Origin of the sequence: Oleiagrimonas sp. MCCC 1A03011, assembly GCF_003267965.1 — a bacterium.
GTDB lineage: Bacteria > Pseudomonadota > Gammaproteobacteria > Xanthomonadales > Rhodanobacteraceae > Oleiagrimonas > Oleiagrimonas citrea.
The window spans coordinates 87,244-102,128 of the sequence record NZ_MSPY01000006.1; the positions used below are offsets into that span (position 1 = coordinate 87,244).

11 protein-coding genes and 1 pseudogene are annotated in these 14,885 nt (G+C 61.6%); 6 read left to right on the forward strand and 6 right to left on the reverse strand.

From position 1 onward, the window contains the following. Positions 1-571 precede the first annotated feature (571 nt). Genes BTJ49_RS12285 through BTJ49_RS15555 form a run of 4 tightly spaced genes read left to right on the forward strand, consistent with a single transcriptional unit; the run spans position 572 to position 6,580 of the window. Positions 572-5,182: an RHS repeat-associated core domain-containing protein gene (locus tag BTJ49_RS12285; RefSeq protein WP_168184737.1), complete on the forward strand. Its 4,611-nt coding sequence runs from the start codon at positions 572-574 to the stop codon at positions 5,180-5,182. 3 nt (positions 5,183-5,185) lie between these two features. Continuing rightward, positions 5,186-5,641, forward strand: a complete 456-nt coding sequence (locus BTJ49_RS15550) for a hypothetical protein (RefSeq protein ID WP_146742337.1) — start codon at positions 5,186-5,188, stop codon at positions 5,639-5,641. Positions 5,642-5,697: 56 nt separating this feature from the next. Further along, positions 5,698-6,045, forward strand: coding sequence for an RHS repeat domain-containing protein (locus tag BTJ49_RS12290; RefSeq protein WP_168184738.1), 348 nt, complete (start codon positions 5,698-5,700; stop codon positions 6,043-6,045). Continuing rightward, the gene (locus BTJ49_RS15555; RefSeq protein ID WP_146742338.1) at positions 6,038-6,580 is read left to right on the forward strand and encodes a hypothetical protein; all 543 of its coding nucleotides are present in this window, start codon (positions 6,038-6,040) and stop codon (positions 6,578-6,580) included. The genes BTJ49_RS12290 and BTJ49_RS15555 overlap by 8 nt, the downstream gene beginning before the upstream one ends. Positions 6,581-6,777: 197 nt before the next feature. On the opposite strand, the pseudogene BTJ49_RS12295 reads toward BTJ49_RS15555, so the two are convergent. The 5 genes and pseudogenes from BTJ49_RS12295 to BTJ49_RS12315 all read right to left on the reverse strand — a co-directional run. Next, positions 6,778-7,191: pseudogene (locus tag BTJ49_RS12295) on the reverse strand (MFS transporter); the annotation flags it as partial. A 218-nt stretch (positions 7,192-7,409) separates the two neighbouring features. After that, positions 7,410-8,942, reverse strand: coding sequence for a DHA2 family efflux MFS transporter permease subunit (locus BTJ49_RS12300; protein WP_113065811.1), 1,533 nt, complete (start codon positions 8,940-8,942; stop codon positions 7,410-7,412). Between the two features lie 130 nt (positions 8,943-9,072). Beyond that, positions 9,073-10,266 (reverse strand): HlyD family efflux transporter periplasmic adaptor subunit, encoded by a 1,194-nt coding sequence (locus tag BTJ49_RS12305; RefSeq protein ID WP_113065706.1) that lies wholly within the window; start codon positions 10,264-10,266, stop codon positions 9,073-9,075. After that, a complete protein-coding gene (locus tag BTJ49_RS12310; RefSeq protein WP_113065812.1) occupies positions 10,263-11,744 on the reverse strand; it encodes an efflux transporter outer membrane subunit in 1,482 nt (493 codons plus the stop codon). Before BTJ49_RS12310 ends, BTJ49_RS12305 begins: the two co-directional genes overlap by 4 nt. 28 nt (positions 11,745-11,772) lie before the next feature. Further along, positions 11,773-12,231, reverse strand: coding sequence for a MarR family transcriptional regulator (locus tag BTJ49_RS12315; protein ID WP_113065813.1), 459 nt, complete (start codon positions 12,229-12,231; stop codon positions 11,773-11,775). A gap of 237 nt (positions 12,232-12,468) precedes the next feature. Here BTJ49_RS12315 and BTJ49_RS12320 point away from each other — a divergent pair, with 237 nt between their 5' ends. Both BTJ49_RS12320 and BTJ49_RS12325 read left to right on the forward strand, forming a co-directional pair. After that, the gene (locus BTJ49_RS12320; protein ID WP_113065707.1) at positions 12,469-13,344 is read left to right on the forward strand and encodes an MBL fold metallo-hydrolase; all 876 of its coding nucleotides are present in this window, start codon (positions 12,469-12,471) and stop codon (positions 13,342-13,344) included. 195 nt (positions 13,345-13,539) lie between these two features. Beyond that, the gene (locus BTJ49_RS12325; RefSeq protein ID WP_113065708.1) at positions 13,540-14,313 is read left to right on the forward strand and encodes a sulfite exporter TauE/SafE family protein; all 774 of its coding nucleotides are present in this window, start codon (positions 13,540-13,542) and stop codon (positions 14,311-14,313) included. A gap of 26 nt (positions 14,314-14,339) precedes the next feature. Here the strand turns inward: BTJ49_RS12325 and BTJ49_RS12330 are convergent, their stop codons facing one another. Further along, positions 14,340-14,834 (reverse strand): DUF427 domain-containing protein, encoded by a 495-nt coding sequence (locus BTJ49_RS12330; protein WP_113065709.1) that lies wholly within the window; start codon positions 14,832-14,834, stop codon positions 14,340-14,342. Between the last annotated feature and the right edge of the window lie 51 nt (positions 14,835-14,885).

The following is a 14,885-nucleotide window of genomic DNA, read 5'->3' on the forward strand; positions in this document are numbered from 1 at the left end:
TGTCGTTGTCCAAGACTGCTGCAGATCCGGCAGCCGAGCGTAAAAGCGATGAGGCAAGCGTGTGCATCACTTCACGAAAACTATACGCCTGCAAGCGTAGCTTCAGAGTGAGGATGGTCGGGGCAAACCACTGCCTTGATCTACGCGTTATCCGATGGTCGTGGGCATTTCTCAGCAAGTGCAAGAATCCAAGGAACAGGGGCTTTAAGTGCAAAGACTGCACATGATCAGTAGGCGTGCCGCGTATCTTCGTGCTTGCGCGCCGTGTTGCAGCACATCGCGCTGGCGTCAGTTCTGTCTTTCAAGTCTTCGGAACACCAAGTTGGAGCAGCCATTCTGGTTGCGAGTGTGGCTCGTCGGAATGTCGGGTAAAAGTCGCGCGAAGTCCGTGAAGACGCAGGTCGTCATCGGTAGGCGTCGGCCACTTCGTGCTGTCCAACAGCAATTGTGTGTCGATGGTCAGCGCAACTGCGTCTGATGGTGTGTTGCGCCCAGCTTTTGATTGCGTATGCATCGGAGGGCAAAGCGCTCATTTATTTTGTGGGTTATTAGGCGGCTGGATGATGGACGAATGGAGTTCGGTGAAATGAAAAAGGTGGCGTCTCAGATTCTTCTCTTATTCATGTTGTTGCTTGCTTCGGGCGCTTTTTCAAGCGCCTTTGCATTGCCGCCGCCGCCATATGCGCAGACGACTTATAACAGCAGGGCGGCCGCGAAAGCTGCGTGCGAAGGTGATAAGGCATGGAATAAAGAAGATATCGAATCGATATCTCCATATTGGCACGTGACTGATCAGGTGTGTGTCGAAAAGGGTGTTCCATATAATGATCTAAATAAGCAGTTTTATATACATGCATATGTGCATGAGGGGCCTTACGCTGATGGGGCTCAAGCGGATATAACATACGATAACCTTGGGTTTTATTATCAAATAATTTTTTACTGCGGTGATTCAAATATACCGACCGGAGCGCCATGTGTTCCGTATAAGACAGTCAAGGCTTTGGGGTGTGGCTGTAATAAGTCGTCCAATTCGCTGCTGTCGGGCAATCCAATAAATATTGCGACCGGCGGCAAATTTGAGGAGCATATTGATTATTCGGTGGGTGATCTATCGTTTGTCCGTTATTACAACAGTGGTGTAAATGTACGAAGCGCACATACGGGTATTGCGTGGCTGAATACCTATGATCGAAGCATCGCTTACTCGCAAACCTCCACGCCTACTTCGGTAACCGTCCAGCGCCCGGATGGGCGCGAGCTCGCATACACCAAATCTAATGGTGCGTGGATCAGTGATACGGATGTTTCGGATGTCTTGACAGAGAATCAAAATGCCGATGGAACGGTCGCATCCTGGCGGCTTTACGTCGCTGCAACACATCTCTACGAGAACTATTCGGCAACGGGAGAATGGCAATCCATCAGCGATGGCAGTCATGTTCTCGTCACCGCGGTCCGTACGGACGGAAGCCAGCTTTCGTCAAGCGGTGTCGTGCTTCAGAAGGGGCTTTTGTGGAAAGTTGTCGATGCGTATGGACGAGCGCTGACCTTCGGGTACGACGATCAGTATCGGATCACGTCTGTGACTTTGCCGGATGAGCGGCAGATAACCTATGGATACAGCGCCTCGGACTATCTGAATAGCGTCACCTATCCCGATCAGACTTCACGGGAATATCTCTACGACGAACCTGCCTACAGCTCCGCAGGCTCCAACCAAGGCAAGCTTACCGGCATCGTTGACGAAAATGGACGTCGCTTCGCCACCTTCGGCTACCAGTCTGATGGACGAGCGATCTCGACGCAGCATGCGGGTGGTGCTGGATTGACCTCCATGAGCTACACCACGGACGGAACGAGTGCGACGGTAACCTATCCGTTGGGTCATCAGTCCACTGCGACTTTCATCGAGCCGCAAGGAAGCCCCAACATCAGTGCCGTGAGTGCGTTATGCGGTATCGGCTGTGGTCAGCAATTCAGCAACGAAACGCTCGATAGCAATGGATATCCGGCATCGACAGCTGACTTCAATGGGAATGTAACGGCGACCAGCTATGACGCATCGGGTCTGAAGACTCAAGAGATCGATGCACAGGGAACACCTGACCAGCGCACGGCCAGCACCACATGGGACACCGCGCTGCGCCTGCCCTTGCACCGCACGGTCACCAACGCCAGCGGCACGACGGTTTCGGACACGGCCTGGGTCTACAACACCCGCGGCCAGGTCCTGGCCAAGTGCGACATCGACGACGCCCAGGCCAGCAGCTACACCTGCGCCGCCACCGGCACGCCCCCGGCCGGCGTGCGCCGCTGGACCTACACCTACTGCGATGCCGTCGACACCACGCAATGCCCGCTGGTGGGGCTGGTCCTCACGGCCACGGGTCCACGCACGGATCTGACGCAGACCACCACCTACAGCTACTACATGGACAGCGCCACGACCGGCTGCGGCACGCCGGGCGGTGCCTGCCACCAGCCGGGCGACCTGCACACCGTCACCGATGCGCTGGGCCACGTCACGACCATCGACTCCTACGATGCCGACGGCCGCGTCACCCGCACCACCGATCCCAACGGCGTGCACACGGACCTGACCTACACCCCGCGTGGCTGGCTGGCCTCACGCAGCGTGGGCGGTGCGACCACCAGTTTCACGTACACGCCCTACGGCGCCGTGGCCTCGGTCACCGATCCGGACGGTGTCACCACGAGCTACACCTACGACGACGCCCATCGCCTGACCGACATCACCGACGCGCAGGGCAATTCCATCCACTACACCCTGGACGCGGCGGGCAACAAGACGAAAGAGCAGGTACTCGACAGCAGCGGTACGGTCCTGCGCACCACCTCGCGCACGTTCAACACGCTGGGTGAACTCACCTCCGTCGTCGATGGCCTGAACAACACGGTCTTCAACGCCGGATTCACGGACAGCTACGACGCGAATGGCAACCTGGTGCACAGCGCCAACGCGCTCGGCACCGAAAAGGAAATGGGCTACGACGCGCTGAACCGCCTGGTCAGCGTGATTCGCGACTACAACGGCACCAACACGGACACCGCTAACACGCAGAGCACCATGGCCTACGACGCCATGGATCGCGTCACCGGCGTCACCGATCCGGACAACCTGTCCACGATCTACACCTATGACGGCCTCGGCGACCGCACCAGCCTGCAGAGCCCGGACACCGGCACCAGCACCGACACCTTTGATGCCGCCGGCAACCGCCTCACGCACACGGACGCCAAGGGGCAGGTCAGCACGTCCACTTACGACGCACTGAACCGTCTCGCCACCCAGCAGTACACCGACAGCACGCTGGACGTGGCCTACCACTACGACGAGGCCGACAGCGTGACCGGCTGCAGCGGTTCGTATCCGGTCGGTCGCCTGACGCGCATCGTCAAGGGCGACACCACCACGACCTACTGCTACGACGCGCACGGCAACGTCACGAAGAAGACGCAGAACCAGAACGGCACCGTGGCGACCGTCGCCTACGGCTATTCCGGCGGCGACCGTCTGCAGAGCGTGACCTACCCGGACGGCACCGAGGCCGACTACGCCTACGACAGTGACGGAAGGATGCAGTCGCTCAGCCTGATCCCGCCCGACCACACGTCGGCCACGGCCATCGCCGCGGTCAGCAGCGTCAGCTACCTGCCGTTCGGCCCGATCGAAAGCTACACCCTGGGCAACGGCCAGACGATCACGCGCAGCTACGACGCCGACTACCGTCTGACCGACCTCACCAGCCCACTGCTTAACCTGCACTACGCGCGCGACGCGCTGGGCAACATCACCGCGATGGGCGATGCGCCGGGCACGAACCCGGCCAACGAGAGCTACAGCTACGATCCACTGCAGCGCCTGACCGCCGTCACCGAAAGCGACGGCAGCACGCTGGAGAGCTACACCTACAACAAGACTGGCGATCGCCTGAGCAAGACCGGCAGCGGCCAGGCGACGGGCGCGTACAGCTACGCCGCGAACACGCATCACCTGATCGAGGTCGGCACGGCGCCATACAGCGTGGACGCGGACGGCGAAACCACGTCGATGCAGCGCGCGGGAACGACCTACAGCTTCACCTACAACGCCCGCCAGCGCATGGCGACGGCGCAGCAAGGCACGGGCACGCCGGTGGCCTACAACTACAACGCCTTGGGCGAGCGCATTCGCAAAACGGCGAACGCGACCGTCACCGACCGTTTCCAGTACGACGAAGCCAGCCATCTGCTGAGCCGCAGCCGGGCCGACGGCACGCGCGACTACATCTGGCTGGGCACTCTGCCCGTGGCTTTGGTGGATGAACCGGCCGCAAACGGCGCCAGCACGGAAAGCTACGTCGTCGCCGACGACCTGGGCAGCCCGCGCGTGGTGACGGATGCGAGCGGCAACCCGATCTGGAACTGGGCCAGGCGGGGCAATCCGTTCGGGGAGCAGCAGCCGACGAGTGGGTCGGGATTTGTGTTCAACCTGCGCTTCCCGGGGCAGTATTACGACTCGGAGACCGGTCTTGCGTACAACCTGAACCGCACATATGAAGCGATTACTGGACGCTACGTACAGGATGATCCGTTGGGGCTGGCGGGTGGATTCGATATGTATGCTTATGTTGGATCTGGCCCGATCAACGGCTACGATTCAATGGGGCTGCAAGAAGGCGATCCCGATGCTGATGCTGAGACGAATGATCCATGGGCCATATGGGATGACCCCTTAAGGCGTCCTTTGCGAGAAATTATTCCGGAGTCTTCTCCAAATTGGAGGCCGCCGCCTGGATACCTGAGGCTTGATTTTGGCGAATGTTCAAATCCGGGTGTTACACCGGATCCAGACAATTCGCCTCGTCTCTGGCGAATCGGTGATGGTATCTACGCTCGTACAGCCCGTGGTAATGAGCCTTCATGGTCAACTGTGCGTGCACGGACTTGGAAAAGTTTGGCGGCCATGCCTGGCGCAGAAGATTGGTGGGGCGCAGAAAATATTGAGCGAATGAGGAGAGGTAGGGCTCCGCAGCGTTATAACCTTGATAAAGGGGGTATGGAGTCTATGGAATTGAGTCATGAGCCAGTGCCGGCCCGTGAGGGCGGGAGGTATTTTGTTCCTCGTTGGCCGCAAGATCATGCGGCTATTGATCCGTACCGTTACGTGAATTACTAAACCATGAATAGCACGCTTGCTTCAAAATTTCAGAAATCAAAAGGCTCTCCCGTGGATGTGGGAGGAGTTACTGCATACCCCATATACGAAGTGATTGTTGGTGAGGGTGAGCAAGATTTTTTATTTCGACGTATAAATTCAAAACTTAACCCTGTTCAGGGGTTAAGGTTGAAAATTGAAAATGGCGTCATTGAAATAAATGGAGAGAAGGGGGGCGAATTTATTTTGTGGTCGGATAATAGTCCTAAACTAATTAAGGTTAAAATCATTCCTAAAAAAAATTGTAAGCTAAAATTTTGGAATGTATGGCGTATGGGTGGGTTAATTCAGGCGTGGGTTGGGAATGCTGGAATGACAATAAATAAATGTCAAAAATCTGTTGTTTTGGGCTGCAGCGATGGCGTAGGTGTCGTGGATTTCAGCGATTTTGTTATAGAGATGGAAGGCGAGATTTTCTGAACAAAATAAGGATCGGATTCATTTCTCTCAATGAGTTGGGCGGCAAACTAAATCAGATGCTCGACAGTACCGGCACAGCCCTGCGCACGACCTCGCGCACCTTCAACACGCTGGGCGAGCTGACGTCCGTGGTCGACGGCCTGAACCACACCGTGTTCAACGCCGGCTTCAGCGACAGCTACGACGCCGACGGCAACCTGGTGCACAGCGCCAACGCGCTGGGCATCGAGAAGGAGATGGGCTACGACGCGCTGAACCGCCTGGTCAGCGTGATCCGCAACTACAACGGCACCGATACCGACACCGCCAACACGCAGAGCACCATGGCCTACGACGCCATGGATCGTGTCACCGGCGTCACCGATCCGAAAATGGTGTCAGGGACCGTTTTTGTAAATGAGTAAATTAAAGGGCGTGAAAGTAAATGACTTTGGGTCGGATGGAATTGATATTCAAGCTGCAATGATCCGACATGCGAAAGATCATCCAGATCGGGTCACTCGTCCGCAGTATATTTTATGGAATGGAAAAGCTGTTCGAGCTGGTTTTGAAATTATCGCTCCCAAGGAAGGTCGGTTTCGGCTCGAGTTTATCTCTGCGCCAAGAGAACCCTCTCAAGGTGTGGATGTAAAGATAGAGGATGGTGCAATCGCATTGCCTGGGGGCGGATTCGTAAATACACTTCGGACATGGCACGAACCATCTTATGAGGATTTTATTGAATATTCGTATAAATCTAATGATGGAGTTATAAAATTATGGAACGTATATCATAGAAGCTGGCCCGATGGGCGAATGACAGAAGAGAAATGGACGGGGAATGCTGGTTTCCTCGTCGAGGAGGATGGTAAGGATTGCTGGTTATTCCGGTGTAGTGATGGATTGTCTTCGCCGCCTGACTTTACTCAGCTCATATTCCGATTTTCCATTTGCAAGTAGCTTCGTAAGCAGGGAAAGCAGGGAAGGCAGGGTGGGAAAACAGGTGTCACCATTTCGCCGCCCCCATCAATAGAACCATAAACGCCTGTCTCCCCGCTGTCGGGGAGATCGGTGCCACGTCGAATAACAGTTCCAGGTTCACTTATGAATAAGGCCGCCCGAGGGCGGCCTTATTCATGTTCCGATGCGACGAAGGGCTAATGTGCCCCACCACCCGCAGGCTTCCCGCCCTTCGCTCCGAACGGCGGCTTGGCAAACCAGATCACGGCGATCAGGGCGATGAAGATCCAGCCCAGCACGTGGAAGACTTCGTTGAAGGAGATCTGGAAGCTCTGCTGCGTGATCATGCCGTTGATGATGCGGCCGCCGAGTTCGGGGTTGCCGTGGCCGAGGGCCTGCATGGCTTCGCGCGTCTGCGGGTTGTAGGCGGTGATGTGTTCGGTCAGCTGGGCGTGGTGATCCACCGCGCGGCGGGTCCAGGCGAGGGTGGTGAGGGAGGCCGCGAAGCTGCCGCCGAGGGTGCGCAGGAAGGTGGCCAGGCCGGAGCCGGCGGCGATCTCGTTCTGCTTGAGGTCCGACAGCAGGATGGTCAGCACCGGCATGAAGAACAGAGTAAAACGGTGTCAGGGACCGTTTTGCAATAATTATGTGAAAAGAAGTTTGAGGGAGGCGTCTGCATATATAGAGAAGTTTCCTGAAACCCCGGGCAAGGATCGGTTGTTTGTGCTTGTAATTGGATAAGAGCGATTAACGGCTCCAAATTCACTTATGAATAAGGCCGCCCGAGGGCGGCCTTCGTATGTTGTGCATGCTTGCCTAGCAGAGGGCCTTAGTGCGCCCCGCCACCCGCAGGCTTCCCGCCCTTCGCTCCGAATGGCGGCTTGGCGAACCAGATCACGGCGATCAGGGCGATGAAGATCCAGCCCAGTACGTGGAAGACCTCGTTGAAGGAAATCTGGAAGCTCTGCTGGGTGATCATGCCGTTGATGATGCGGCCGCCGAGTTCGGGGTTGCCGTGGCCGAGGGCCTGCATGGCTTCGCGCGCCTGCGGGTTGTAGGCGGTGATGTGTTCGGTCAGCTGGGCGTGGTGATCCACCGCGCGGCGGGTCCAGGCGAGGGTGGTGAGGGAGGCCGCGAAGCTGCCGCCGAGGGTGCGCAGGAAGGTGGCCAGGCCGGAGCCGGCGGCGATCTCGTTCTGCTTTAGGTCCGACAGCAGGATGGTCAGCACCGGCATGAAGAACAGCGCCACGCCGAGGCCCTGCCACAACTGCACCATCGCCACGCTGCCGAAGTCGACGTCGAGATTGAAGCTCGAACGCATGAAGCAGGTTGCGCCCATGACCAGGAACGAGATGCCGGCGAGAATGCGCAGGTCCATGCGTGTGGCGTACTTGCCGACGAAGAAGGTCAGCAGCACCGGGATCACGCCCAGCGGCGCGGTGGCGTAGCCGGCCCAGGTCGCGGTGTAGCCCAGGTTCTGCTGCAGCCAGAGCGGCACCAGCAGGGCGATGGCGAAGAACGCGGCGTAGGCCAGTACCAGCGCCAGTGTGCCGGCGGCGAAGTTGCGGTGGCGGAACAGTTTCAGGTCGACGATGGGGTCGTCGTCGGTCAGCTCCCAGATCAGGAAGATGGCGAGCGCGATTACCGAGACGATGGTCATCACGATGATGAACGTGGAGTGGAACCAGTCCGCGTCGTTGCCCTTGTCGAGCACGATTTGCAGCGCGCCGACGCCGATGATGAGCGTGATCAGGCCAACGTAGTCGATCTTGGGTCGCTGGGTCTGCTCGACCTTGGCGCGCAGCTGGTTGGCGATCACCACGCTGGCGAAGATGCCGATGGGCACGTTGATGAAAAAGATCCACGGCCATGAATAGCTGTCGGTGATCCAGCCGCCGAGGATCGGTCCGGCGATGGGCGCGACGACGGTGACCATGGCCAGCAGGGCCAGCGCCATGCCGCGTTTTTCCGGTGGATAGACACCGATCAGCAGGCTCTGCGTGATCGGGTACATCGGTCCGGCGACCGCGCCCTGGATGGTGCGGAACAGCAGCAGCATGCCCATGCTCTGCGAGACGCCGCACATGAACGAAGCCAGCGAAAACAGCAGCGTGGACCACACGAAGAGCTTGGTCTCGCCGAAGCGGCGTGTGAGGAAGCCGGTCAGCGGCAGCGAGATGGCCATGCTGACGGCGAACGAGGTGATGACCCAGGTGCTCTGGTCGTTGCTGACGCCGAGGTTGCCGGCGATGGTCGGCAGCGACACGTTGGCGATGGTTGTATCCAGCACCTGCATGAACGTGGCCAGGGACAGGCCGATCGTGGTCAGTGCCAGATTGGGGGGGCGAAAATGCGTTTCCATGGCGGGCATGTCCGGGGATCGGTGAGGGGGCGTCGCGGGCATCAGGCCCGACGGAGACGTGCGTGCGAGTGCACCTTCCCTGTCTCCGGCCGCGCGGGCGGCCGGAGGTTTCCTGTTTCGGTCGGGGCGCTCAGCCGTGCTTGGCGGCGTGTCCCATGTTGCGGTGGATGATCTGCTCGATCAGCGTGTTCGCCGCGTTCATCTGCTTCTGATAGACGTTGGTGGTGAACAGCGGCTTGGTCGGCGCCTGTTTCGGCAGCACGGGGCCGGTCTGGTCGTGCAGGTTCACCGACGCGGTCATCGACAGGCCGATGCGCAGCGGATGCTTGGCCACGTCCTTCGGATCGAGGTCGATGCGCACCGGAATGCGCTGCACGATCTTGATCCAGTTGCCGGTGGCGTTCTGCGCCGGAAGCAGGGAGAACGCGCTGCCGGTACCGATGCCGAGGCTGACGATCTTGCCGTGGAAGGTCACGCCGCTGCCGTAGAGATCCGACTCCAGTTCGACCGGCTGGCCCAGACGCATCTTGCCCAGCTGGGTTTCCTTGAAGTTGGCGTCGACCCAGACCTGGTGCAGCGGCACCACGGCCATCAGCGGCACGCTCGGCTGCACGCGCTGACCGACCTGCACGGTGCGCTTGGCGACGTAGCCGGTGACCGGCGCGACCAGTGTGGTGCGGGCCTTTTCGAGGTAGGCCGCGCGCAGTTTGGCGGCGGCGGCCTTCACGTCCGGTTGCGAGGCAACCACGGTGTCGTCGACCAGCACCTTGCTGCTGTTGTACTGCTGTTCGGACGCGCTCAGCGCGCTGCGGGCGGCGTCCAGCGCGTCGCGGGCGTGGGCCAGTTCCTCGCTGGAGATGGCGCCGGTCTTGGCCAGGCTCTCACGCCGCTTGTAGTCGGCCTTCGCCTTGGCCAGCGCGACCTGCCGCGCCTCCATGTCGGCCTGCGCGCCCTGGACGTTGCTGTACAGGCCGCGAACGTGGCGCACGGTGCGGGCGAGGTTGGCTTCGGCGGCTTCCAGCGCGACTTCGGCGTCGCTCGGGTCCAGCTTGACCAGCACCTGGCCGGCGTGGACCAGGTCGCCGTCGTCGGCGCCGATGCTGACCACGGTGCCGGGTTCGCGCGGCGTGATCTGCACGACGTTGCCGTTGACGTAGGCGTCGTCGGTGTCGGCGTACCAGCGGCCCTCGAAGACATACCACAGCGTCCAGCCGATGGCGGCCAGTACGATGACGATCAGCAGCGCGCGCAGCAGGAAGCCGCGGCGGCCCTTCTTGGGTGCTTCTGCGTTCTTGGTTTCGGCGATGTTCTGCTCGTTGCTCATGGGGTGCCTCGGGAGGAGTCGGTGTTCGCAGCGGTCGCGGTGGGGGAGACGTTGGAGGGATCATCGGCCGGGCGGTAGCCGCCGCCCAGGGCCTCGATCAGCTGTACGGAGAGGTCGACCTGCTCGGCATGCAGCGCGGCGGCGCTCTGCTCGGCCGCCAGCAGCTGACGCTGCACGGTCAGCGCCTGCAGGTAGCTGCCGATGCCGGACTTGTAGCGGTCCATGGCCAGCTTCCAGGCCTCGCGCGCGGCATCCAGGGCGCGCTGCTGCGCGGCGGCCTGCTGCTTGAGCGCCTTGACGCCATCGAGCTTGTCGGCGATGGCGTCGAGCGCGCCGATCAGGGTCTTGTTGTACTGCGCCACAGCCAGATCGCGTGCGGCATCGCGGCCGGCGAGGTTGGCGCGCAGGCGGCCTCCCTCGAAGATCGGCAGGCTCACGGCCGGGGCGACCTGATAGAACCGTGCGGGCAGCTGGAACAGGTTGTCGCCGCCGCCGGCGGCCAGTCCGGCCAGTGCGCCCAGGCTCAGGTTGGGCAGGAAGCGCGTCTTGGCGGACTGGATGTCCTTGCTGGCCGCTTCCACGCGCAGCTTCGCGGCGATCACGTCCGGACGGCGCCCCAGCAACTGGGCCGGCAGCGTCGAGGGCAGCGCTACGGACGCCGGGGACAGCGGCTGCGGGCGTGCGATGTCAAGACCGCGGTCCGGCCCTTTGCCCAGCAGCACGGACAGCGCGTTGCGGGCGGACGTCACGCGACGGTCGGCGGCAGCCAGCTGTTGTTCGGCCGTGGCCTGCTCGGCGGTGGACTGCTGCAGCTGCAGGCGGCTGTCGATGCCGGCCTGCACGCGCTGGTCGGTCAGTTTGCGCACATGGGTGGCGCGTGCGAGCTGCTCGCGGGCCAGGTCCTGTTGCCTGCAGGCATAGCCGAACTGGGCGTAGGCGCGGGCCACGTTCGCCGACAGCTCCAGGCGCGCGGCCTGGGTGTCGATGGCGGCGGCGCGGGCGCGGCCCACGGCGGCTTCCCAGGCGGCGCGTTCGCCGCCCCACAGGTCGATGTCCCAATTGAAGCTGAGGTAGCCGTACTTGATCCAGCTGAAGTGACCGCCGATCGGCGCGGGCACCAGCGTCGAGGGCAGGCGCGCGCCGGCCACACTGGCGCCTGCGTTCAGGGTCGGTTTGGTCGTGGCCTCGGCGGCGCCGGCCTGTGCCTCGGCGGCACGGGCGCGGGCGCGGGCGATGGCCAGGTCCGGGTTGTTCTTCAGCGCTTCGTCGATCAGGCCGTCCAGTTGCTTGTCGCCCAGCGCGGTCCACCAGTCGGTGGCGGGCCAGTCGTGGGAGACGTCGGCATGACCGAGGCTGCGCGAAGCGGCCAGCTGGTCGGCCTGCAGCGTCTTGGCGTCCGAATGCAGGCCACCGGTGCTGGCGCAGCCGGCGAGGACGGCGGTCAGGGCAGCGGTGAGCAGTAGGGGAGTGCGTCGCATGAATTTCATTGCCTGGGCAGAATTTGATTCATTCCGCGGCGCGCAGGGCCGCAAGAACGCGTTCGAGGGAGTCCATCAATTGCGCACGCTCGTCCGGCGAGAGTTCCTGTTGGGCGCGCTCCAGCGTGCGTTCGTGCGCCTTGGCGATGTGTCGCCAGGTGGCCATGCCGGCGTCGGTGACGGCGATGCGCATCGAACGTCGATCCTGTTCATGCGGTTGCCGGCGCACATAGCCCTTGGTTTCCAGCTGATCGATCACGCGGGTCATGGCGCCGGCGTCGTGATCGACGGCGCGGGCCAGTTCGCCGGCGCACATCGGGCCGTCCAGGGCCAGGCGCTTGAGGGCCAGGAACTGGGTGAAGCGCAGGTCCACGCCTTCGGTTTGCAGTTCGGCTTCGAGCGCGCGGACCAGCTCGGTGCGGATCATGCTGATCAGCAGGCCGAAGCTGAGATCGTGCGTTTCGGCTGGGTTCGTGGGCTTTTCCATGCCGCACATAATATAGTCGCATTTATAATTGTCAAGGCAACTATATGGGTGGCAGCTATATGCCGGGTCGCATCGAACGGCACGATGCGAGATGCGGGCTTGCGATGATGGGGACAGGACTTTATATTAGAACTATTGAATATAACGACGGGTCCCGTCGTTCCGCGTATCGTGCGGCAGATTCGGTGGCGAAGTTTCGTCCCGCGTTGCCGTTATCAACAATGAGGAGGCAGGCGCATGAGCAAGCATCCCGAGGTGAAGGCCTTTTTCGATGACCCCAGCAACACGTTCAGCTACGTGGTGTGGGATCCGGACACCTTGCGTGCGGCCATCATCGACAGTGTGCTGGACTACGATCCCGCATCCGGCACGACCCGTTGCGATGGCGCCGACCGCATCATCGCGTTCGTGCGCGAGAAGGGCCTGGAGTGCGAGTGGATCATCGATACCCACGTGCATGCCGATCATCTGTCCGCCGCTCCGTACCTGAAGGAGGCGCTGGGCGGCAAGCTCGGCATCGGCGAGCACATCACCACGGTGCAGAACACTTTCGGCAAGCTGTTCAACGCCGGCACGGCGTTCGCGCGTGACGGCAGCCAGTTCGACCATCTGTTCCGCGACGGCGAGACCTACCGTGTCGGCAACATCGAGGCCGTCGCCATGCACACGCCGGGTCACACGCCGGCCTGCATGACGCATGTGATCGGCGACGCGGCATTCGTGGGCGACACCATCTTCATGCCGGACTACGGCACGGCGCGCTGCGATTTCCCCGGTGGCGATGCGCACACGCTCTACAATTCGATCCAGCGCCTGTTCGCATTGCCGGATGCCACGCGCGTGTTTCTGTGCCACGACTACAAGGCCCCGGGACGCGAGGAATTCGTATACGAGACCAGCATCGGCGAGCAGAAGCGCGCCAATGTGCATGTACACACGGGGGTGTCCGAGGACGCGTTCGTGACCATGCGCGAGGCGCGCGATGCGAAGCTGTCCATGCCGACGCTGATCCTTCCTTCCGTGCAGGTGAACATGCGCGCGGGGCAGCTTCCGCCGGCCGAGGACAACGGTGTGCGTTACCTGAAGATCCCGCTCAACCAGTTTTCCGGTTGAGCGCGGTCGATACGAAATCGTCGGTGTCGAGGCGGATCGCATGAGGGCGATTCGGGCGCGCCGGCGGGGCATCTCTCCGTCGTGGGTGCGACGGTTCATCGAAGACTTGCCGTCCAGCAAGCGAACAGCGGGCGAGCGTGCGACGTCATCCGCGGGTGCAGTGCGCCGTGGACGACGTGAAAAAGGAAACCGAACATGATCCCTTCCGTGGATATCGTTGCCGTGCTCTGCGGCACTCTGGTGGGCTTCTCGCTGGCGCTGATCGGCGGCGGCGGCTCGATTCTGGCCGTGCCGCTGCTGTTGTACGTGGTCGGCGTGCGTGATGCGCATCTGGCCATCGGCACCAGCGCGCTGGCGGTGGCGGTCAATGCCTTCGCCAATCTGATTCCCCACGCGCGAGCCGGTCACGTGCGCTGGAAGGCGGCCTTCGTGTTCGCGCCGGCGGGCGTGGTCGGTGCGGTGCTCGGGTCGAGCATCGGCAAGGTCGTGGACGGTCAGCGACTGCTGTTCCTGTTCGCCCTGCTGATGCTGGTGGTGGCTTTCCTGATGATCCGCGGTCGGCGCAATGGCGCGGGCGGTACCGAGCCGAAGCCGCACATGTATCCGCGTCTGGGCGCCGTGGGTGTCGGCGCGGGCGCGCTGTCGGGATTCTTCGGCATCGGCGGCGGCTTCCTGATCGTGCCCGGTCTGATGTTCGCCAGCGGCATGGAGATCATCTACGCCGTGGGCACGTCCCTGTTTGCGGTGGGCACATTTGGTCTGACTACGGCGATCAACTACGCGGCATCGGGCATGATCGAGTGGGGCGTGGCATTGGAGTTCATTGCCGGAGGCATCCTCGGCGGCTGGCTCGGCGTGCTCGGGGCGAAGCGGCTGGCGCGCACGCGCGGCGCGCTGAATCTGATCTTCGCGGTGGCCATTGTCGCGGTGGCGTGCCTGATGTTGTGGAAGAGCGCCAAGGCCTTCTGAACAGCGCGTGCATCAACGCGGACCGGCTACCACGCTGCAGTGTCCGGACCGCCCTTGAATGGCCCGCGGATGTCGGCGGTGATCCAGCCGCCGTAGTAATCGCCAGGCTGCGCCTCGACCTGCTCCCCATCGACAAAGCAGGCGTCCATGCGGCCCGGATAGAAGGCGAGGTAATGCGCGAGGGTCCGAAAAGCGCGTGATGGCTCCGGGTAGCTCCATGCCGCGTGTTCGGCGATACGGTCGCCGACCTTCACGTTCCAGTAGAACGCCAGCCCCTTGAACTCGCAAAGCGATTGGCCGTGCGTGGGACGTATATGGGCGGCGATGACGTCCTCGGCAGGCAGGTAGTAGGTCGGCGGGTGACTGGTTTCCAGCACACGGTAACCGCGAATGCTGTCGGCGATGACGACACCGGCAAACACGACCTGAAGATGCGCCTGCACCGGCTCGATGCGCGGCGGGCGCGGGTAGTCCCAGACCGATTCGGTCTTCGTGACCGTTGCGGCGGTGGTCTCATCCATGGCGGCTCTCCCGACTTTTCCCTGACGGTGGACACTGCAGTGCCGAGCGAT